The sequence below is a fragment of the Micromonospora sp. WMMD735 genome (assembly GCF_049178995.1).
Lineage (GTDB): Bacteria > Actinomycetota > Actinomycetes > Mycobacteriales > Micromonosporaceae > Micromonospora > Micromonospora wenchangensis.
In genome coordinates this window covers 5,469,096-5,490,328 of record NZ_JBMHMJ010000002.1, presented here as the reverse complement: position 1 = coordinate 5,490,328, position 21,233 = coordinate 5,469,096, and the positions used below count along the sequence as shown (strand labels likewise).

Here is a 21,233-nt window from a genome sequence, read left to right as displayed (position 1 = left end):
ACAGTGGCCAACCCCGCACCGCCGGCACCGCGCCGACCTGGTCGGATCGAGGACCGCCCGCTGCCAGGCCGTAATTCGGTTGCCGGGACGGCCCGCGGTAGTAGGCTACTTTGTCCCGCCCGACGGCCGAGGTGTGTAGCACCGCAGCGGACGTCCCCGCGCCGACCCCGGGTCGGAAACGCGAGCGGCAGTGTTCTTCCCGTGTCGAGGAGTACGAGGATGACCCTGCACGCCCCCGAACAGTCCCTGGACGACGAGCTCGCCGCCGAGCGGGCCCACCTGGCAACCTCCCGGCAGGCGCTACGACGGATGCGCGACCGCGCCGAGTCGCTCTTCGCCACCGGTGACAAGGTCGCCGGGGACGCGTACACCGCCGAGCAGCTCGGCCGGCACCTGGCCCGACGGGTCGCCGAGCTGGCCGACGACCCGACCACCGCGCTCTTCTTCGGCCGCCTGGACTTCGGCCCCGCCGACCCGGAGCACGCCGGGCGCGGCTACCACGTCGGCCGGCGGCACGTCACCGACGACCGGGGCGAACCACTGGTGCTGGACTGGCGGGCCCCGGTCTCCCGCTCGTTCTACCGGGCCAGCGCCCGGGACCCGCAGGGCATCGCGGTACGACGGCGGTTCGGGTTCAACGCCGGGGCGCTGACCAGCTTCGAGGACGAGCACCTGGACCGGGGTGAGGAGCTGGGCACGGCCAGCCGCATCCTCACCGCCGAGATCGAACGCCCCCGGGTCGGACCGATGCGGGACATCGTCGCGACCATCCAGCCCGAGCAGGACGAACTGGTCCGGGCCGACCTGGCCGACTCGATCTGCGTCCAGGGTGCGCCGGGCACCGGCAAGACGGCGGTCGGGCTGCACCGCGCCGCGTACCTGCTCTACCTGCACCGGGAGCGGCTGCGCCGGGCCGGGGTGCTGATCGTCGGCCCCAACCGGGCGTTCCTTGCGTACATCGCGGCGGTGCTGCCCGCCCTCGGCGAGGTCGAGGTGGCCCAGGCCACCGTGGAGGACCTGGTCGCCCGGGTGCCCGTCCGCGCGGTCGACGATCCGGAGGTCGCCGTCCTCAAGCACGATCCCCGGATGGCCGGGGTGCTGCGCCGGGCGGCGGACCAGCGGATCACCGCGCCGACCGAGCCGATCATGGTGTCGGACGGGTCGTTCCGCTGGCGGATCGGTCTGGAGCCGCTGCACCGGGTGATCGAGGAGACCCGGCGGGAGGGCCTGCCGTACGACACCGGGCGGGAGCGGGTCCGGGCCCGGGTGGTCGGGTTGTTGCAGCGTCAGGCCGAGGCCCGCCGGGCCGAGTCGCCGGGCGACGCCTGGCTGCGCCGGATGGGCAGGGCCCGCCCGGTGACCGCCTTCCTCGACGCGGCCTGGCCGGCGCTCACCCCGGAGGGCCTGGTGCACTCGGTGCTCCGCGACCCGGCCGTCCTCGCCGCCGCCGCCGACGGCCTGCTCACCGCCGACGAGCAGGCCCTGCTGCGCGGCGGGGCGACTCCCACCGATCCGACCGGCACCGACCCGACCGGTGCCGGGCCGGTCAGGAGCCGGTCGGGGGCCGGCGCGGCGGGCACGAAGCTCGGCCGGACGCCGAAGGCGACCCGGTGGACCGCCGCCGACACGGTGCTGATCGACGAGGCGGCCGGGCTGATCGAACGGCCCGCCGGCTTCGGGCACGTCGTCGTGGACGAGGCGCAGGATCTCTCGCCGATGCAGTGCCGGGCCATCGCCAGGCGCAGCGAGCACGGATCGATCACCCTGCTCGGCGACCTGGCCCAGGGCACCGCGCCGTGGGCGGCGAGCGACTGGCGGGAGTCCCTGGCCCACCTGGGCAAGCCGGACGCGGTGGTGGTGCCGCTGAGCGTCGGGTTCCGGGTGCCCGCCGTGGTGGTCGCGTTCGCCAACCGGCTGCTGCCGGCGCTGGCGGTCGACGTGCCACCGGCGGTGTCGCTGCGCCGCGACGGTGCGCTCGACGTGCGTACCGTGACCGACCTGGTGGCGGCGACGGTGGCCGAGGTGCGCGCGGCGCTCGGGCACGACGGTTCGGTCGGGGTGATCGCCGCCGACGACGCGGTGGACGGGCTGCGGGCGGCGCTCGCCGACGCCGGGGTGCCGACCGCGACCGCCGACGACGTGGCGGCCTCGGCCCGGGTCACCGTCGTCCCCGCGACCCTGGTCAAGGGCCTGGAGTACGACCAGGTGGTGGTGGTCGAGCCGGCCGCGATCGTGGCCGCCGAGCCGCGTGGCCTGCACCGCCTCTATGTGGCGTTGACCCGGGCGGTGTCCCGGTTGTCGGTGCTGCACACCGCACCGCTGCCCGGCCCGCTGGCCGATCCCCCGGACGGCCCGACGCCGGCCTGACCGCACCTGCACGTCGGCCTGACCGCATCTGCCCCGGACGGCCCACCGGACGCCGTCGGGTCGGGCCCTGCCGTCGGGTCGGGCCCTGCTGTCCGGTGGCCGACCCGGCCGGCCGACGACTCGACTTTGTGTTTTAAAGTAGTTTGCATGACCCCCGAAGACGACGCCCCCATCGACGCCGCCGCCGCGATGCGGCTGATCCGCGAGCAACGGGCCAGCACCGTCCGCCGGCTGGAACCCGACCCCCGGGTGCACTACTGGCCGTGGGGGTTCGCCTGGCTGATCGGCTTCGGGGTCTACTTCCTGCGGTTCTCCCCCGACGGCCGCACCATCGTCGCGATGCCCGCCTGGCTGCCGCTGAGCGTGCTCTTCGTGCTGCTCGTCGCCGCCGCAGTGGTCTTCGGGGTGGGCAGCGCCCGCGCCTACCGGCACGTCGCCGGCGAGTCGGCCCTGCGCGGCAGGTGGTACGGCACGGCCTGGGGCCTCGGGTTCTTCGGCCTGTCCGTGGTGATCGGCCGGGTCACCGACAGCCTGCCGTCCGACCTCGCCGGGCTGCTCTGGTCGGCGCTGTCGGTGGGGTTGACCGGTGCCCTGCACATGGCCGGCGGCGCGATCTGGCTCGACCGCACCCTGTACCGCCTCGGCGTCTGGCTCACCGCCGTCAACATCGTCGGTGTCGTCGCCGGCCCCGGCTGGCACGCCCTGGTCGTGTCGGTCGCCGGCGGCGGCGGACTGCTGGTGGCCGGCGCACTCGCCCGGCGGCGGCACGGATGAGCGAACTCGACCCGGTCATCCACGCCCAGGCCCGGCTGCGGGTGGTGGTCACCCTGGCCACCCTCGCCGACGGCGACCGGATCACCTTCCCCCGCCTGCAGGAACTGCTCGCGATGACCGCCGGCAACCTCTCCGTCCACCTGCGCAAGCTGGAGGACGCCGGCTACGTCGAGATCGACAAGACCCACCGCGGACGCACCCCGACCACCCTGGTCCGGCTCAGCCGGCGCGGACGGCGGGCGTTCGAGGAATACACCGAGAACATCCGCGCCCTGCTCGACCCCGCCGACCCCCGGGAGCCCCGATGATCCTCGCCCATGCCGACCAGGCCACCCGCCGGTACGGCGACGTCCTCGCCCTCGACCGGGCCGACCTGACCGTCTCCACCGGCGAACTCGTCGGCCTGCTCGGGCCGAACGGCGCCGGCAAGAGCACCCTGATCAACCTGCTGGTCGGGCTGCGCCGCCCCAGCGCCGGGCGGGTCGAACTCTTCGGCGGCGACCCCCGCCGGCCGGCGTCCCGACAGCAACTCGGGGTCACCCCGCAGGAGACCGGCCTGCCCGGTACCCTCCGGGTCGGCGAGGTGGTCGACTTCGTCTCCGCGCACTACCCCGACCCGGTCCCCCGGGGTGAACTGCTCGACCGGTTCGGCCTCACCGACCAGGCACGACGACAGACCGGCGGGCTCTCCGGCGGGCAGCGGCGTCGGCTCGCCGTCGCGCTGGCGTTCGTCGGCCGGCCCCGGCTGGTCGTCCTCGACGAGCCGACCACCGGGCTGGACGTCGAGGCCCGGCACACCCTGTGGGAGGCCATCCGCTCGTTCCACGCCGACGGCGGGACGGTGCTGCTGAGCAGCCACTATCTCGAAGAGGTCGAAGCGTTGGCGCAGCGGGTCGTGGTGCTCGGGCAGGGCCGGGTGCTCGCCGACGACACCACCGACGCGATCAGGGGCATCGTCGGCGTCCGCCGGGTCAGCCTCGTCGCCGACGACCTGCCCGCGCTGCCCGGCGTGGTCGCCACCGAACACACCGAGGGGCGAACCCACCTGCTCACCACCGACGCCGACCAACTGGTCCGCGACATGGTCACCGCCGGGGTGACGTTCCGCGAGCTGGAGGTCCGCCCCACCTCGCTGGAGGAGGCGTTCCTCGCCATCACCGCCGGCCCGACCACCACCGACCCGGCCACCACCACGAGCGCCGCCGTCGGCGCCCGACCCACCGCCTGAGGAGTCGACGCCGTGCCGCTCACCCTGGTCCACGCCCGCTACCAGCTCCTGGAGACCATCCGCATCCCCGTCGCCGTGGTCGGCAGCGCGTTCTTCCCCGCCGCCGCGATGCTCTTCTTCGTCGTCCCGTTCGCCGGCGACGACCCGACCGGCGCGACCTACGCCACCGCCGCGATGGTCACCTTCGCGGTGATGAGCGCCAACATCTTCCAGTACGGCGTCGGCGTCGCCGAGGACCGCGACCAGCCGTGGAACCCGTACACCCGGACCCTGCCGGCCGGGCCGGGACCCCGGCTGGCCGGGCGGATCCTCGCCGGGCTGGTGCTGACCTACCTGTCGATGCTGCCCGTCGTGGTCATCGCGGCGGTCGCCACGGCCGCCCGGGTCACCCCGGTCGGGCTGCTGCTCGGCGCGGCCACCGTGGCCGTGGTGTCGGTGCCGTTCACCCTGCTGGGGCTCGCCATCGGCTACTCGCTGCCGAGCAAGGCGGCGATCGTCGTCGCACAGGTCATCTTCTTCCCGCTGGCCTTCGGCGGCGGCCTGCTCTCCGCGCCGGGCGACGCGCCCGGCTTCATCCAGGCGGTCGCCCCCTTCCTGCCCACCCGGGGCGCGGTCGAGCTGATGTGGGCGGCGGTCGGCGACTGGCGGCCCGACCCGCTCGCCCTGGCCATGCTCGGGGTCTGGATCGTGCTGCTCGCCACGGTCTCCGGCTGGGCGTACCGCCGGGACGAGGGTCGCCGGTTCAGTTGACCTGTACGCCGGTTCGGCCCGGTGGCCGCCGCCCGGTGCCACGATGCCGGCAGGGCGGCCACCGGCCCGCCCCACAGCCGAGAGGGGTCGACGTGCGCACCGTCGCCGCGGGCACGCCCTGCTGGACCGACCTGGCGACCCCCGACCTGGACGCCGCCCGGCGGTTCTACCCGGAGCTGTTCGGCTGGACCGGCCGGATCGCACCCGAACCCGAGCGGGCCGGCTACACCACCTTCCACCGGGACGGCCGGGCGGTGGCGGGTGCCGGCCCACCGGCCGACCCGGGCCGGGAGCCGGTCTGGTCGACGTACGTGGCGACCGACGACGCCGACCTGGTCACCACCCGGGTCGAGGCGGCCGGCGGGCAGGTGCTGGTCGCCCCGTTCGACGTCCTGCACGCCGGCCGGATGGCGGTCTTCGCCGACCCGGCCAGCGCGGTGTTCAGCGTCTGGCAGCCGATGCGGACCCCCGGCGCCGAACTGCTCGACGCCCCCGGGGCGATGTGCTGGAACGAGCTGGTCAGCCCCGACCCGGAGGGCGCGAAGGTCTTCTACGAGCTGGTCTTCGGCTGGCACCCGGAGGAGCAGCCCGCCGGAGGACCCGGCTACACCGGCTGGCGGTGCGGGGCCCGGATCGTGGCCGGGATGCTGCCCACCCCCGGCCCCGCGCGGCCGGCGTACTGGTCGGTGTTCTTCGCGGTGGCCGACGTGGACGCGACCGCCGCCCGCGCCACCACCCTCGGCGGCACGATCCTCACCCCGCCCCGGGACACCCTGCTCGGCCGCCGGAGCACCCTACGCGACCCCACAGGTGCCCGGTTCTCGCTGCTCCACCCCGCCGCCGACCCCACCTGACGACGGGGACGCCGCAGCTCAGGGGCGCGGCGGGCCGGGGCGGCTCGGCACCACCAGCGGACCGTGGTCGCCGGGGACGACCCTCACCCGGGCCCGGTAGTGGCGGGACAGCAACTCCTCGGTGAGCACCTCATCGGGCGGGCCCGCCGCGACGACCCGGCCGTCGGCGAGCAGCACCATCCGGTCGGCGTACTCGCCGGCGACGGAGAGGTCGTGCATGGTGGCGAGCACGGTGAGGCCGTGCGTCCGGCGGAGCTGGTCGACCAGCTCCAGCACCTCCTGCTGGTGGCCGATGTCCAGCGCGCTGGTCGGCTCGTCCAGCAGCAGCAGGGTGGCCCCCTGGGCGAGGGCACGGGCCAGGAACACCCGCTGCCGTTCCCCGCCGGAGAGGGTGGCCAACTCCCGCCCGTGGAACCCGATCAGGTCCAGCCGGTCGAGGACATCGTGGACGACGGCCAGGTCGGCCGCCGACTCCCGGCCCAGCGGCGCGATGTACGGGGTACGCCCCAGCAGGACGTAGTCGAACACCGACATCCCCGCCGGCACCACCGGGGACTGCGCCACCGTCGCCACCACCCGGGCCCGCTCCCGGCGACGCAGCGCGCCGGACGGCGTACCGAAGAGGGAGACCGCGTCCGGGGCGGGCAGCAGGCCGCCGACGGCGCGCAGCAGGGTCGACTTGCCGGCGCCGTTCGGCCCGATCACGGTGACCCACTCGCCCGCGGCGACCGTCAGGTCGACGCCGGCCAGGATCACCTCCCCGCCTAGCCGCACGTGCAACCCCCGCACCTGCACCGCCGGCACGCTCACCGGTCCGCTTTCGTTCGCGACTGCGGGGCTCGCAACACCGGCTCACTCCTCGCGCTCACGGGGCTGTCTCTGTTCGCGACTGCGGGGCTCGCAACACCGGCTCACTCCTCGCGCTCACGGGGCTGTCTCTGTTCGCGACTGCGGGGCTCGCAACACCGGCTCACTCCTCGCGCTCACGGGGCTGTCTCTGTTCGCGACTGCGGGGCTCGCAACACCGGCTCACTCCTCGCGCTCACGGGAACACCCGGCGGGCGGTGCGCAGGACCAGGACGAAGAACGGGCCGCCGAGCAGGGCGGTGACCACGCCGATCGGGATCTCGGCGGGGGCGGCGGCGGTCCGGGCGACCACGTCGGTCAGCGCCAGGAACGCCGCCCCGAAGAGCAGCGACAGCGGCAGGATCACCCGGTGGCTCGACCCGGCCAGCAGCCGTACGGTGTGCGGCACGATGATCCCGACGAAGCCGATCAGCCCGGAGGCGGAAACCGCGGCGGCGGTGCCCAGCGAGGCGGCGGCGATCAGCAGGTAGCGGGAGCGTTGCGGGTGCAGCCCGAGGCCGCTCGCCTCGTCGTCGCCGACGGAGAGCACGTCGAGTTCGCGCCGGTGCAGCAGCACCACCACGGTGGTCAGCACGAAGTACGGCAGGATCAGCCGCACGTCACCCCAACCGGCGGTGCCCAGCCGGCCGAGCAGCCAGGAGTAGACCTGCTGGATGCTTTCGGAGTGCCGTTGCAGCAGGTACGTCTGCCCGGCGGCGAGGAACGCGGACACCGCGACCCCGGCCAGGATCAGGGTGGCCGGGGAGCGGTCCCGCCCACCGGCCGCCCCGAGCAGGTAGGTCAGGGCGACCGCGCCGAGCGAGCCGACGAACGCGGCGAGCGGAATGGTGACCGGCATCCCGGTCAGCGCCCCGCCGGCCCCGACGCCGCCCAGCGTGATCACCGCGGTCACCGCGAACCCCGCGCCGGCCGCCACCCCCAGCAGGTACGGGTCGGCCAGCGGGTTACGGAACACCCCCTGGTAGCAGCCGCCGGCCAGGGCGAGCAGACCGCCGACGAGCAGGCCGAGCACCACCCGCGGCAGCCGCAGCTCGGTAACGATCGCGATCTCGCGTTCGGTGAGCCCGCTGTCCAGGCGTACCCCGGGCAGCAGGTTGAGCAGCTCGGCGGCGACGCTGCCGGGCGGCAGGCTGACCGGGCCGAGGGACACCCCGGCGACCAGGGCCACCAGCACGGCGAGCACCCCGGCGGCGAGCCAGCGCTTGCGCAGGCCGGCTGGCCGGGGCGTACCGGTGACGCGGGCCGGCCGGGACGCGTCGCGCGTCCCGGCCGGTGCGGGTGTGGTGGACCGCACGGTCACCGGACCGTCACGCCGGTACCTTGGCGGTGGCGTCGACGATCGACCGGAGCAGGTCGACCACGCGCGGGCCCCAGCGCGAGGCGATGTCGTCGTCGAGCGCGACGACCTGGTTGTTCTTGACGGCGGTGACGCCGGCCCAGCCGCTGCGGGCCTTGACCGTGTCGGCGCTCTGCTGGCAGCACTTGACGTCGGCGAGGAAGACGAAGTCGGGGTTCGCCTTGACGATGACCTCCTGGGAGAGCTGCGGGTATCCGCCGTTCTTGCCGTCGGCGTCGGAGGCGTCGGCGATGTTCTCCAGGCCGGCCAGCGCGTAGATCGAGCCGATGAAGGTCTTGCTGGTCGCGCTGTACAGCTCCGGCCCCAGCTCGTGGTAGTAGGTCAGCTTCGTCGACCGCTGCGGCAGGTCCTTGGTGAGCTTGCCGATCTCGTCCTTCATCCGGGCGGTGACGTCCGCCGCCTCGGTCGGGTGGCCGGTGAGGGTGCCCAGGTCGGTGAGCTGCCGGTAGGTGTCGTCGAGGGTGGCGGCGGCCGGGGTGAGCAGCACCGGGACCTTCAGCGCGGTGAGCTGAGCGATGATCTTGTTGGTGTCGTTGGCGAGGACCACCAGGTCGGGGTTCTTGCCGGCGATCGCCTCGGCGTTCGGCTGGAAGCCGGACAGCTCGCTCTTGGGCGCGTCGGCCGGGTGGTTCGACTGGTCGTCGACGGCGGTGACCTGCGAGCCTGCCCCGATGGCGAAGAGCATCTCGGTCGCGGTCGGCGACAGCGAGACGATCTTCTCGGGCCGCTTGTCGAGGGTGAGGTTGCCCACCGTGGCCGGGAAGGCCGCCGCGCCGGAGCTGCCGCCGGCGGCGGGGGTGTCGTCGGAGGTCTTCTCGGCGCACGCGCCGAGGGCGAGGGCGGCCACCGCGAGGGTCGCGGCGAACAACCGGGGGGTACGTCGGGACATCTGGCCTCCTGTCGGTCGAGGAGCGTGGTGCTTCGCCGACAGGGAGCGTGGTGCGCGCCCGTCCGCGAGGCGCCCTTCCTCGAGAGCGCGTGTCGCGACCGACCGCAGGCGACCTGGCTCGTCCCCACACACGGCGACGCCGGCCACTCGGGCCGGGCGTCGCGGCGGCTCCGGCGCGGGGCGGGGAGCCTGGTGGGTCATCACAGTTGCGGGACAGCGCCGGTTTCGCACCGGCTTCGCTGCGGTCGATCGGGTGCCACGGTAGCGCACCACCAGCGAAGATCGTCCGGACGGGAGGGGTGGGTGGGGCCCCGCCGGGGGCTTACGGGACCCCACCCGGAATCACGTCCGGTAACTCAGCAGTAGGTGCTCTGCTTGTTGATCACGCGGTAGGGGCAGTCGGCGTACTCGGACAGGAGCAGCACCGCCTCCTTGTTGCGGGAGGTCTGCGCGGGGATCACCTCGTCGGGCGGGTAGAAGCCGCCGCCGGCCCCGGACGACCCGGGGTACATCTCGAAGGTGTACGCCCAGATCTTGTGGGTCGCCCACATCCAGTCGAGGCTGTCGCCGTCGGTGATGTAGAGGTCGCTGGACTGCTCGGGGGTGTAGCCGTTGGTGGCCGCCATCCGCTGCCCGAGCGTGGCGAAGGTGTTGTACTGGTCGGCGGTCATCCCGCTGGGGGTGTTCGCCGTGGTGTAGCCGAACGGCCAGAGCACCAGCTGCGAGTAGGTGTGCCAGTCGATGTTGGCCTTGATCTGCTGCACCCCGCCGACGACCCGGCTGTTGACGAAGTCCCGCAGCGCCTTGGTCTCCGGCGCGGAGAACGCGGACGGCCCCCGGTAGGTGCTCGACGACGGCGTGCCGGACGAGCCGCCGCAACAGCCCCAGTTGTAGCCCCAGTTGCGGTTCAGGTCGGTGCCGACCGCCGCCGCACCGCTGTTGGGCTGCCGGTTCTTGCGCCAGGACCGGTAGGAGCCGGTGGCGATGTCGTACTCGCTGCCGTCCGGGTTGACCGTGGGGACGATCCAGATCTCCCGGGAGTTGACGATGCTGGTGATCCGCGAGTCACTGCCGTAGCTGTCGGTGAACAGGTTCAGCAGGTAGATCGCCATCTCGACGGTCAGGTGCTCGCGGGCGTGCTGCTGGGAGTTGAACAGGATCTCCGGTTCGGCCTCGTCGGTGCCGACGTTGTCCGAGATCTTCACCGCCATCAGGTCGCGGCCCTCGTACGACCGACCGATGCTGATCTTGCGGGCGATCGCCGGGTGGTCGGCGACCACCTGGTTGACCACGGTGGTCAGCTCGGCGTAGTCGTGGTAGTTCGAGTCGGCCGGCGGGAAGGCGTTGGCGCGGGCACCCTCGGCGGGGGACGGCTCGACCTCCCGTTCCAGCCGGAAGCCGAGCCGGGTGATGGCGGCGGCCTCGGACCGGTTGGCCGAGACGTACAGCACGCCGTGCTCGGCGGAGTCGATGGCCGCGCCGGTGCGGGCGACCGCGTTGCGGTCGGCGAGGGTACGCGGACCCAGCACGCGGTAGCTGACGGCGGTGGGCTCGGGCTCCGGGGCCGGGCGGGCGGAGACCGGCCCGGTGGCGACGGCGGTGAGGCCGAGGCCGGCGACGACGGCGAGCGCCAGGCGACGCCGGAAGGGGGAGGTGCGGAAGGCCATGGACATCCTCCTCGGGGTACGGGGTATCCCGTTGTGCGCCCACTCCACCAGCAGTCACATGGTCATATCAATATCTGTGACTATCTCCAACCATCCCGACCGGATCGTCATGTCGGCAATGGTTTTCCTGATGCAACCCCCTGGCGAAACTTCCTGCCAGGCGGGACAGTGAGCGGCAACGATTCCCCACCCTGCGGAGTTGCCATGTCCAGCAGAGTCCTGCGCACGGTCGCCCTCGTCGGCGTCGCCACCCTCACCCTGCTCGCGAGCACCGCACCCGTCCGGGCCGGCGGTCCGTCACCCACCGGAACGCACCCACCTGCCGGAGACCGTCCGCCCACCGGGGACCGTCCGCCCGCCGGTGGGCACGACGAGCAGATCACCTTCCAGGAGTGGTCCCGGTACCCCGACTGGCGGGCCGGCACCCACCGGGGCACCCACGCCGCACCCGGCCGCCACGCCGGTCTCACCATCGGCCGCCCCGCCGGCACCACCGAGTTCACCGACGAACACACCGGCACCACCCGCACCTGGGAATACGCCACCTGGACCTCGCCGTCCACCCCGATCGGCTTCGACGCCACCGAACTGGTCGCCTCCTGGAACGCCGACACCCCCGCCGGCACCTGGCTCCAGGTCGAACTCCAGGGCACCTACTCCACAGGCGACCACACCCCCTGGTACGTCATGGCCCGCTGGGCCTCCGGCGACCGCGACATCGCCCGGGCCACCCTGGACGGTCAGGGCGACCCCTGGTCCAGCGTGTGGACCGACACGTTCGCCATCGACGACGCGGACGCCGGGGTGCTGCTGCGGTCGTACCAGCTCCGGTTGACCCTCTACCGCGCACCCGGCCAGGCCGCCGCGCCCCGCGTGCGGATGCTCGGCGCGATGAGTTCACACGTGCCCGACCGGTTCACCGTCCCGCCGAGCCGGGGCGGCATCGCCTGGGGCACCGAACTGCCGGTGCCGGCCCGCTCCCAGATGATCCACCGGGGCAGCTACCCCGAGTGGGGCGGCGGTGGCCAGGTCTGGTGCAGCCCGACGTCCACCACGATGGTGCTGGAGTACTACGGCAAGCTCCCGTCGGCGGCCGACCTGTCCTGGATCGACCCCGACCACCCGGACCCGCAGGTCGTCCACGCCGCCCGGATGACCTGGGACAACGAGTACGAGGGCGCGGGCAACTGGCCGTTCAACACCGCGTACGCCGCCAGTTTCCCCGGCATCGAAGCCCGGGTCACCCGGCTGCACTCCCTCGACGAGGCGGAACGCTTCATCCGCGCCGGCATCCCCGTGGTCACCTCGCAGTCCTTCCTCGACACCGAGCTGGACGGGTCGAACTACGGCACCTCCGGGCACCTGTTCGTGATCGTCGGCTTCACCGCCGAGGGCGACGTGATCGTCAACGACCCGGCGTCCGCGTCCAACGCCGAGGTGCGCAACGTCTACCGACGCGACCAGTTCGAGCAGATCTGGCTACGGACCAAGCGGCACCGGGCCGACGGCACGGTGGCCGGCGGCTCGGGCGGCATCGCCTACCTGATCAAGCCGACCGACCGCCCCTGGCCGGTGGTCCCCGGCTCGACCAACTGGTGACCCCCATCCGCCCGCCCGAGATCCCCACGGCCGGGCGGACACGGCCGGGCGGACACGGCCGGGCGGACACAGTCGGCGGGCCCGGTCAGCGGACCCGGCCGGGCGGACACGGTCGGCGGGCCCGGTCGGCGGGCCCGGTCGGGCGGGCCCGGTCAGCGGACCCGGCGGACACGGTCGGCGGGCCCGGTCGGGCGGGATGATCGACTCCCGTGGGCCGAAGTAGGGGCATAACCGCCCGACGACACCCCTGATTCGCCACCACAGGGTGAATCTTGGTCGCCAGAACCCCGATCCACCCAGGTCAGCCTGGAGGCGATCCGCCCAGGGGGCCGAAACAGCGGCATCGCCACTCGGCGATACCGCCACCGGCCCGCCCCTGAGTGGTTCTCTCGCCCGACCAGGCCCAGATCCCCCTCCCCCCGGTCGGCCGAGAGATCCACTCAGGTGAGCCGAAGTAGCGGCATTACTGCTGAGTGATACCGCTACTTCGCCGCACTGGAGTAGATCTCAGGCTCGTCCGGCCGGGCAGCGGGGCGCGCGACCGATACGGGCGGGCAGGGCGCGAACGCGCAGGGTGCGAACGAGTGCGCGGGTCGGGCGGGGGTCAGGGGTCAGGGGCGGGGGTCAGGGGCGGGGGTCACCCTCGACGGGGTGGTCGTCGCCCGCCAGGGCGGAGCGCAGCCGCTCCTTCTCCGCCCGACGTCGCTCGGCGGCGGCGGCCACCTCCTCGGCCATCTGGTCCCGCCAGCCCCGGAGCAGGAAGAACGACGCGGCGGCCGAGAAGATCAACGCCACCATAAGCTTGAGGAACAGGTTCATCCCGACCGGCCACAGTGCCACCACGACCAGCAGGAACAGCCCGATCCGGGCCAATGTGTACTTGACCGCCGCGCTCACCGGACCGCCTCGATCCGCGACTGCGGGGCTCGCACAACCCGCTCACTCCTCGCGCTCACCGGGCCACCTCGACTCGCGACTGCGGGGCTCGCACAACCCGCTCACTCCTCGCGCTCACCGGGCCACCTCGACTCGCGACTGCGGGGCTCGCACAACCCGCTCACTCCTCGCGCTCATGCCTTTCCCCATTCCTGCTTCTGCGTCGGGGCTCCGACACCGGTGGCTCAGCCCGTGCGTCGAGCCAGCCAGTGCACGCCCTGGAACCAGAGGACCGCGTACCCGACGGTGAACGCGAGTGCGGCCAGCCCGCCGGTGAGCAGCGGCGCGAGCCCGGACGCCAGGCCCGCCACCAGCAGCCCGGCGAGCACCGCGACCACCGCGGCGGACAGGGCCGCCACCACCCGGGCCGCCCCGAAGTCCCAGGCCCGGAAGTCGTCCCAGAACAGCCAGGCCGGCAGGATCACCGCCAGCCAGCCGTTGGTACGGCCGAAGTCACCCGCGCCGGCCACGGCGAACGCCCAGTCGAAGAGCACCAGTGCCAGCACGCCGATCACCCAACCGGCCAGGCTCACCCCGAGCAGGTCACCCAGGGTCAGGATGCGTCCCTCGGCGTCCCGGCGGGGAAACCCGCTGCGCTGCTGCGCGGTCGGCTGCTGTCCGGTCATGGTGTGACGAGCATACGGCCGGGTCAGGCCCAGACCTGCTGCGGCTCGGCACGCCGGGACGCCAGTGACGGCGCCCGGTCGTACTCGCGGACCACGTTGTAGCGGGTGTCCCGCTCCACCGGCTGGAAACCGGCGTCCCAGATCAGGTTGAGCAGGTCGTCGCGGTGCATGGTGTTCGGGGTGCCGTACGAGTCGGCGTCGTGCGTGATCTTGTATTCGACGACCGAGCCGTCCAGGTCGTCCACGCCGAAGTTGAGCGAGAGCTGGGCGACCGACAGGCCGTGCATCACCCAGAAGTTCTTCAGGTGCGGGACGTTGTCGAACAGCAGCCGGGAGACCGCGAACGTCTTGAGCGACTCGGCCGGCGACGCCATCGTGGTACGCGCCTGGATCCGGTTACGGATCTTGCCGTCCGCCGAGTCGACGAAGTCGTGCTGGTAGCGCAGCGGGATGAAGACCGCGAACCCGCCGGTCTCGTCCTGCAACTCGCGCAGCCGCAGCACGTGGTCGACCCGGTGCCGGGGCTCCTCGATGTGGCCGTAGAGCATCGTCGCCGGCGTCTTCATGCCCTTGGCGTGGGCCAACGCGTGGATCCGCGACCAGTCCTCCCAGTGGCAGTTGTGGTCGACGATGTGCTGGCGGACCTCCCAGTCGAAGATCTCCGCGCCACCACCGGTCAACGACTCCAGGCCGGCGTCCATCAGCTCGTCGAGGATCTCGTCGGCCGACAGGCCGCTGATCTTCTCGAACCACTGCACCTCGGTCGCGGTGAAGCACTTGAGCTTGACGTTGGGCAGCGCCGCCTTCAGCTCGCGCAGCACCTTGGGGTAGTAGCGCCAGGGCAGGGTGGGGTGCAGGCCGTTGACGATGTGCAACTCGGTGAGCTGCTCGTCCTCCATCTCCTTGGCCTTGCGGACCGCTTCCTCGATCCGCATCGTGTACGCGTCCTTCTCGCCCGGCTTGCGCTGGAACGAGCAGTACGCACACGAGGCGGAACAGACGTTCGTCAGGTTGAGGTGCCGGTTGACGTTGAACATCACCCGTTCGCCGTTCAACTCGGTACGCCGGTGGTGGGCCAGCCGGCCCAGCCAGGTCAGGTCGTCGCTCTCGTAGAGGGCGATCCCGTCCGAGCGGGTCAGTCGCTCCCCCGCGTACACCTTCTCTTCGAGCTCACGCTTGAGTCCGGCGTCCATCGAAAAGCCACGTCCCTTCCACCTGCGGTCCCGATCGAGCCTACGTCGGACGACCGACAGGTCGGCAGGACGGGCACCGCCAGCGACCTACCTCACCCGCACTCCCAGGGTTCTCCAAGCCGCTACCGCATCGACATCGTTGTCCCGGTGCGGTAAGACAGGATGGGACGCGGCGCACACCGGCGGCGTTCCGGGTCGCCGCGCCCCACCTCACGCGGTGGCACCATCACGCGGCACAGGGAGCGGAATGGTCGACAGCGGGCACAGGCGACGGCAGCGACGACGGGTTCCGGTGATCTCCCCGGTGCTGCGTCCGGCGCTCTGGTCGGCCCTGCTCGGCGCGGTCGCCGCGATGGCCCTGGCCACCCCGGTCTACGCCGACCCGGCCCTGCCCAACGCCGTCCCGGACACCGGTTCCCGGCCGGTGGCGACCGGCTCGCTGCAACTGCCCGGCGCGGCGGCCCCCGGCTACCCGGCCGCCGGCCAGCCCGGCTACCCGACCACGCTGCCCGTCGGCGGCCTGCCGACCAGCCCGCTGCTGTCCCAGATCGACACGCTGACCGCGCAGAACGGCCAGCTCGCCGACCAGCTCCTCCAGCTCGAGAAGCAACGCGACGACGCCCGGGTGCAGCTCACCGGCGTGCAGAGCGAGCTGACCCGGGCCCGGGGCGCGCTGACCGTGGCCGAGCAGCAGGCCAACGCCGTCGCCGCGAACGCCTTCAAGGCCGCCGCCGCCCTGCCGCCCGGCGAGTTCGCCCGCGACCTGCACGGGCTGAGCGTCCTGCAACGGGTCTCCCGGGGTGAGCAGGCCGACGGCGAGACCACGGCGGCGTCCGGCGAACTCTCCCGCGCCCGTACGGCCGAGCAGGTCGCCGCCCAGGCGGTCACCGCGGCCACCGACCGGGTCCGGCGCGCCGAGGAACAGTTCGCCGCGGTGCAGAAGGCGCTGCGCGACAACGATGCCAAGATCGCCAAGCTGCGGGCCGACAACCAGGCCCAGCTCATCGCCCTGGAGAAGCAGCAGGAGGCCGCCGAGCAGAAGCTCGGGTCGGCGTACGTCGAGGGGCAGAGCAGCAGCGGCCTGAACGCCAGCCCGCAGGCGCTCGCCGCCGTGCGGTACGCGCTGGCGCAGCTCGGCGACCCGTACCTGTGGGCGGCCGAGGGCCCGGACCGGTTCGACTGCTCCGGTCTGATGTGGGCGGCCTACCGGTCGGCCGGCTACTACGACCTGCCCCGGGTCGCCCGCGACCAGTACTACGCCACCCGCGGCCGGACGGTCTCGCAGAGCGCCCTGCTCCCCGGCGACCTGCTCTTCTTCGCCTCGGGTAGCAGCTGGACGACCATCCACCACGTCGCGATGTACATCGGCAACGGGCGGATGGTGCAGGCACCCCGCAGCGGAGACGTGGTCAAGATCTCCCAGGTGCGGTGGTCCAGCCTCTACGCCTCCACCCGCGTCGTCGGCGCGGTGACCAGCCCCGGGGCCCCGGTCACCCCGCCGCCCACCCCGAAGCCCACCACGGCGTCGCCGAAGCCCACCACCCCCACGCCGAAGCCCACCACGGCGTCGCCGAAGCCGACCACACCCACGCCCCGGCCGACCGGAGGGTCGACCACCGGGCCGACGAAGCCGCCGACCACTCCGAGGCCGCCGGTCACCTCCGCGCCGCCGACCCCCACGCCGACCAGGACCGCCGACCCGACACCGAGCCTCACCGGTTCCGGCACCCCGAGCCCGGAGGACAGCGGCGCGGTGGAGAGCAGCCGGTCGGCGTCCGCCCCGGCGTCGGCGGGTGCCTCGGCGAGCACCGGGAGCTGACCGGCCGGCACCGTCGCGACCGTCCCATCGGCACTCCGGCTGTGCCGACGGGACGAGATGTGGCACGGTGACACGAGGCACATCCGGTCACCGTTCGCGGGACGCGGGTGCGAGGGTGCGCGGAGGGCGAGCATGGGCGAGCAAGAGGTTCCGGTGGGGCACGTCGACCAGGGACCGGTGCCCGACCCGGCCGAACCCGCCGTCCGCACCGACGCCGGGCGGGCCACCCCGGAACCCGTCGACGCCCCGCCTGGCCCCGACCGGGTCACCAGCATCCCGGCCCGGCCCGGCCCGCCCGCCGACGGCACGGCCCGCGCCACGGCCAGCGTACGTACCGTGACCGCCCCGCCCGAGGGCGGCGACCTGCCGGCGGGGCCGGCGACCGCGACCACCTACCGGGCCGGCACCCCGGCCACCGAGCCGGCCGTTCCGGCCTCCCGAACACCCGAGCCGGACGGCTCCGCCAGCGGCGACCCGACCCCGGGCGGCTCCACCCCGGGCGGCTCCACCCCGGGCGACCCGACCCCGGGCAAGTCGACCCCGGGTGGCCCGCTCACCGCCCCGACCTCCCGGGCATCCGACCCGGACGACCCCGCCGACGGCAGCCCGGCCCCGGTCGGGCCGGCGACCGTTCCCGGACAACGCGACAGCTCGGACGGCCGCCCGGCACGGGCCAGCGTCTCCGTCCCCGGGCTCAGCCGGGTCTCCGCCGCCGAGGCGGAGGGTGCGGCGGCCGGCGCGGGCACCCGGCCCGGGGATGCCGCCCCCGGGGTGTACCGGTCGACGCCTGTCAACCCGGAGCCACCCGAGCCCGCGCGGCCCCCGGAGCCGGTCCAGCCCCCCACCCCGCCGACGCCGGAGCCGGAGCCCGCCCCCGAACCGTTGCCGGCCCCCACCCCCGAGCCGGCCCCGGGCCCGGTCACTCCCGAGCCGCCCGCCCCCGGCCCGTTCCCCTCGCCGGTCCCGCCGCTGCCCGGTCCCGTTCCGGTCCCGCCCGGCCCGGTCCCGCCCGTACCGGGGCCGCCGCTGCCGCCCCCGGGCCCGGCGGTGCCCCCACCCCCACCGCCGCCCGGCCCGATGCCGGCGCCCCCGTTCCCCCCGCCCCCGGCCGTGCCGGCCACCCCGACGACCTTCCGGGCCAGCGCGTCCGTCACCGTGCCCGCGGCCGGCGGCACCGTCGCCCCACCCGCCTCGGCACCCCCGGCCGGCAGCAGCCCGGCCTCGGCACCCCCGGCTTCCGCGCCCTCCCCCGTCTTCCGGCCGCCCACCTCCGCACCCCCGGCCGCGACGCCCTCCGCACCGGCCAGCCCCACCCCGTCGGCCTCCGCGCCCCCGGCACCCGCCAGCTTCACCCCGCCGGCCTTCGAGACGCCCTCCGCGTTCACCCCACCGGCCGCTGCATCCCCGGCACCTTCCGCCTTCGCCCCGCCGACGTCGGCGCCCCCGGCGCCCTCCGCCTCCACCCCGCCCCCCGCCCCGGTGGGTACCGGCCGAACGGATGCCGGCAACGTGGGGGCAGGCAGCACGGCAGCCGGTTCGGCGATGCCGACGTTCCGGGCCCCGGTCGTGCCCGACCCGGTGGGCGACGGCGCGACCTCGGCGCTGCCGGTGGTGCCGGCTCCCGCACTGCCCACCTGGCCGACGTCCGGGTCCGCACCACGTCGCACGGCCGGCGGCACGCCCCGCCCCTCCTCCGGCACGCCCTACCAGGGCGGCCCGGACCTGGCCAGCGTCGGCTACGGCGGCACCGACGGCCCTGCGCACGCCACGGTCGCCTTCCCGGCCGGCAACCCGGTGGAGAACTCCGGCTCGCTGACCGGGCACATCCTGGCCCAGGGCTGGTCCGACACGCCGGCCCCGAGGTCCAGGACCACCAGGGTGGTGATCGTGCTGGCCGCCTCGCTGGGGCTGCTGGTGGCGATCAGTGTGCTCGTCGTCCTGCTCGCCAACGACGTGATGGACGGGCTGGTCGGCGGCATGCTGTCCCAGTGAGGCCGGCCGTCGGCCACGCCGGTGCAGGGGACGGCCGGGCAGGTGGGGGATGCCCGGAACGGGTGAGTCCGCCCACTACCGGCTCGGGGCACACTGGCGACGTCGCCGGAGCGCCGTACACTTGTCGGGATCACTGACCCGGCACGCGTGGCGTGCCCCTGGGCGATCTTGCGGGCGATTCGGCGGCGTATCCATGCTGCGGCGGGCCATCGCGAAGATGCGCCCCGCTCGAAAGGCATTTCTTGACCACCTCCGTTGACCCCGGCACCAGTCCGTCCGTCCACGACCTCCCGACCGACGACGTCACCCCGGCCACCCCCGTCGGCTTCGCCGACCTGGGTCTGCCCCGGCAGCTCGTCGACGCTCTCGCCCGGCAGGGCATCACCACCCCGTTCGAGATCCAGCGGGCCACCCTGCCCGACGCGCTCGCCGGCCGGGACGTCCTCGGCCGGGGCCAGACCGGCTCCGGCAAGACCCTCGCCTTCGGCCTGCCGATCGTCGCCCGGCTGGCCGAGCTCAACCGGGCCCGGCCGCTGCACCCGCGCGCCCTGGTCCTCGTCCCCACCCGCGAACTGGCGATGCAGGTCAACGACGCGCTGCTGCCGCTGGGCAAGGCCGTCGGGATCTTCCTCAAGACCGCCGTCGGCGGCGTGCCGTACGACCGGCAGATCGACGCGCTGCGGCGGGGCGTCGAGATCGTCGTGGCCACTCCGGGCCGGCTCGGTGACCTGATCAACCGGGGTGTCTGCGTCCTGGACGACGTCGAGGTGACCGTCCTCGACGAGGCCGACCAGATGGCCGACATGGGCTTCCTTCCCGAGGTCACCGAGCTGCTCGCCAAGACCCCGGCGGGCGCCCAGCGGCTGCTGTTCTCGGCCACGTTGGACGGTGACGTCGACGCCCTGGTCAAGCGGTTCATGACCGACCCGGTGACGCACTCCACCGCGCCGTCGACCGCCTCGGTGTCCACGATGGACCACCACCTGCTGCTGATCCCGCCGCACGACAAGTTCGCCGTGGCGGCGTCGATCGCGGCCCGGTCCGGCCGGACAATGCTCTTCGCCCGTACCCAGCTCGGTGTCGACCGGCTGGTGGAACAGCTCGGCGCGGTGGGCGTACGGGCCGGTGGGCTGCACGGCGGCAAGACCCAGCGGATGCGTACCAAGACCCTCGCCGAGTTCCGCGAGGGACGGATGGACGTGCTGGTCGCCACCGACGTGGCGGCCCGGGGCATCCACGTCGACGGGGTGTCCCTGGTGCTGCACATCGACCCGCCGAAGGACCCGAAGGACTACCTGCACCGGGCGGGGCGCACCGCGCGGGCCGGCGAGTCCGGCGCGGTGGCCACGCTGGTGCTGCCCAAGCAGCGGCGGACCACGCTGGCGATGCTGGAGAAGGCCGGCGTGGAGCCGGCCGAGACCCGGGTGCGGGCCGGCGACGCGGTGCTCACCGAGCTGACCGGTGCCCGCGAGCCCAGCGGTGTCCCGGTCCGCGAGGAGCCCGAGCCGCGCCGGCACGGCGACCGCCCGCGCCGCTTCGGCGACCGGGACGCCCGGGGCTACGGCGGCGACCGGGGCCACGGCGGCAGCCGGGACGGCCGCGGCGGCTACGGCGGGGAACGGCCGAGCGGCAGCTACGGCGGGGAACGCCCGGCCCGGGAGCGGAGCTACGGCGGCCAGGGTGGCGACCGGCCGACCGGGGACCGCCGCTACGGCGACCGGCCGTACGGTGACCGCGCCGCCCGGGACGACCGCCCCACCGGCGACCGGGGCTACGGCGACCGGACCGGGAGCGGCGACCGGGGCTACCGCGACCGCACCGGCGGCTACCGCGATCACGGTGACCGGACCGGTGGCGACCGGGGCTACCGCGACCGCCCCACCGGCGGGCCCGGCTACGGCGAGCGGACCGGCGGCGGGCAGGGCTTCGGTGGGCAGGGCTTCGGCGAGCGGACCGGCGGCGGTCACCGCGAGCGGCCGAGCGGCGAGCGCGGCTACGCGGAGCGTCCCCGGACCGACCGGAGCTACGGCGACCGCGGCGACCGGGGTTACGGCGACCGACGCTTCGGCGAGCGCAGTGAGCCACGCTTCGGCGACCGGGACGCCCGGGGCGAGCAGCGGTCCGGTGAGCGCCGGTTCGGCGGCGGCGAGTCGCGTGGCACCGACCGTCGGGGCGGGTTCCGCACCGAGGGACGGGTCCGGGACGACCGGCCGCGCGACGACCGGCGGGGTTTCGGCGGCCGCCCGCCGGCGCGTACCCACTGATCGGATCGGGAGCGGGCCGTCCCGGCCACGATCCCCGAGGTTTTCCGACGC

Annotated in this window: 16 protein-coding genes and 1 pseudogene; 10 read left to right on the top strand and 7 right to left on the bottom strand. The window is 74.1% G+C overall.

The features are described from left to right. Positions 1-219: 219 nt before the first annotated feature. The 6 genes from ACN268_RS23930 (at position 220) to ACN268_RS23905 (ending at position 5,973) form a co-directional block, all read left to right on the top strand. The gene (locus ACN268_RS23930; RefSeq protein WP_421485084.1) at positions 220-2,367 is read left to right on the top strand and encodes a HelD family protein; all 2,148 of its coding nucleotides are present in this window, start codon (positions 220-222) and stop codon (positions 2,365-2,367) included. A 147-nt stretch (positions 2,368-2,514) separates the two neighbouring features. Then, entirely contained in the window at positions 2,515-3,141 is a 627-nt protein-coding gene (locus tag ACN268_RS23925; RefSeq protein WP_421485083.1) for a transporter, read from the top strand. After that, on the top strand, positions 3,138-3,449 hold the full coding sequence (locus ACN268_RS23920) for a winged helix-turn-helix domain-containing protein (RefSeq protein WP_088646174.1): 312 nt from the start codon (positions 3,138-3,140) through the stop codon (positions 3,447-3,449). The genes ACN268_RS23925 and ACN268_RS23920 overlap by 4 nt, the downstream gene beginning before the upstream one ends. Then, positions 3,446-4,369 (top strand): ABC transporter ATP-binding protein, encoded by a 924-nt coding sequence (locus ACN268_RS23915; protein ID WP_421485082.1) that lies wholly within the window; start codon positions 3,446-3,448, stop codon positions 4,367-4,369. Before ACN268_RS23920 ends, ACN268_RS23915 begins: the two co-directional genes overlap by 4 nt. 12 nt (positions 4,370-4,381) lie before the next feature. Then, complete coding sequence (locus ACN268_RS23910) at positions 4,382-5,119, top strand: ABC transporter permease (RefSeq protein ID WP_421485081.1); 738 nt, start codon at positions 4,382-4,384, stop codon at positions 5,117-5,119. Positions 5,120-5,211: 92 nt separating this feature from the next. Beyond that, positions 5,212-5,973, top strand: a complete 762-nt coding sequence (locus ACN268_RS23905; protein WP_421485080.1) for a VOC family protein — start codon at positions 5,212-5,214, stop codon at positions 5,971-5,973. A gap of 18 nt (positions 5,974-5,991) precedes the next feature. Here ACN268_RS23905 and ACN268_RS23900 read toward each other — a convergent pair whose 3' ends face one another. The 4 genes and pseudogenes from ACN268_RS23900 to ACN268_RS23885 all read right to left on the bottom strand — a co-directional run. After that, complete coding sequence (locus ACN268_RS23900) at positions 5,992-6,783, bottom strand: ABC transporter ATP-binding protein (RefSeq protein ID WP_421485079.1); 792 nt, start codon at positions 6,781-6,783, stop codon at positions 5,992-5,994. A gap of 232 nt (positions 6,784-7,015) precedes the next feature. Further along, positions 7,016-8,050 (bottom strand): FecCD family ABC transporter permease, encoded by a 1,035-nt coding sequence (locus ACN268_RS23895; protein ID WP_421486978.1) that lies wholly within the window; start codon positions 8,048-8,050, stop codon positions 7,016-7,018. 97 nt (positions 8,051-8,147) lie between these two features. Then, positions 8,148-9,086 (bottom strand): ABC transporter substrate-binding protein, encoded by a 939-nt coding sequence (locus tag ACN268_RS23890; RefSeq protein WP_421485078.1) that lies wholly within the window; start codon positions 9,084-9,086, stop codon positions 8,148-8,150. Between the two features lie 359 nt (positions 9,087-9,445). Then, positions 9,446-10,753, bottom strand: a pseudogene (locus tag ACN268_RS23885) (M14 family zinc carboxypeptidase); the annotation flags it as partial. 204 nt (positions 10,754-10,957) lie between these two features. On the opposite strand from ACN268_RS23885, the gene ACN268_RS23880 reads away from it, so the two are divergent. Further along, positions 10,958-12,352, top strand: a complete 1,395-nt coding sequence (locus tag ACN268_RS23880; RefSeq protein WP_421485077.1) for a C39 family peptidase — start codon at positions 10,958-10,960, stop codon at positions 12,350-12,352. 624 nt (positions 12,353-12,976) lie between these two features. Here ACN268_RS23880 and ACN268_RS23875 read toward each other — a convergent pair. The 3 genes from ACN268_RS23875 to mqnE all read right to left on the bottom strand — a co-directional run bounded on the left by ACN268_RS23875 (position 12,977) and on the right by mqnE (position 15,107). Continuing rightward, positions 12,977-13,249, bottom strand: coding sequence for a DUF4229 domain-containing protein (locus ACN268_RS23875; protein ID WP_204925744.1), 273 nt, complete (start codon positions 13,247-13,249; stop codon positions 12,977-12,979). Between the two features lie 224 nt (positions 13,250-13,473). Then, positions 13,474-13,914, bottom strand: a complete 441-nt coding sequence (locus ACN268_RS23870; RefSeq protein ID WP_204925743.1) for a hypothetical protein — start codon at positions 13,912-13,914, stop codon at positions 13,474-13,476. Between the two features lie 23 nt (positions 13,915-13,937). Beyond that, positions 13,938-15,107 carry an aminofutalosine synthase MqnE gene (mqnE, locus tag ACN268_RS23865; protein WP_421485076.1) on the bottom strand — a complete coding sequence of 390 codons (1,170 nt, stop codon included), beginning with the start codon at positions 15,105-15,107 and terminating at the stop codon, positions 13,938-13,940. Between the two features lie 247 nt (positions 15,108-15,354). Between mqnE and ACN268_RS23860 the strand changes: the two genes are divergently transcribed. From ACN268_RS23860 to ACN268_RS23850, 3 genes are all read left to right on the top strand, one after another. Then, positions 15,355-16,926, top strand: coding sequence for an NlpC/P60 family protein (locus ACN268_RS23860; protein ID WP_421485075.1), 1,572 nt, complete (start codon positions 15,355-15,357; stop codon positions 16,924-16,926). A 132-nt stretch (positions 16,927-17,058) separates the two neighbouring features. Then, positions 17,059-18,918 (top strand): hypothetical protein, encoded by a 1,860-nt coding sequence (locus tag ACN268_RS23855; RefSeq protein ID WP_421485074.1) that lies wholly within the window; start codon positions 17,059-17,061, stop codon positions 18,916-18,918. A 242-nt stretch (positions 18,919-19,160) separates the two neighbouring features. Continuing rightward, the gene (locus ACN268_RS23850; protein WP_421485073.1) at positions 19,161-21,182 is read left to right on the top strand and encodes a DEAD/DEAH box helicase; all 2,022 of its coding nucleotides are present in this window, start codon (positions 19,161-19,163) and stop codon (positions 21,180-21,182) included. The last annotated feature ends 51 nt before the right edge of the window (positions 21,183-21,233 follow it).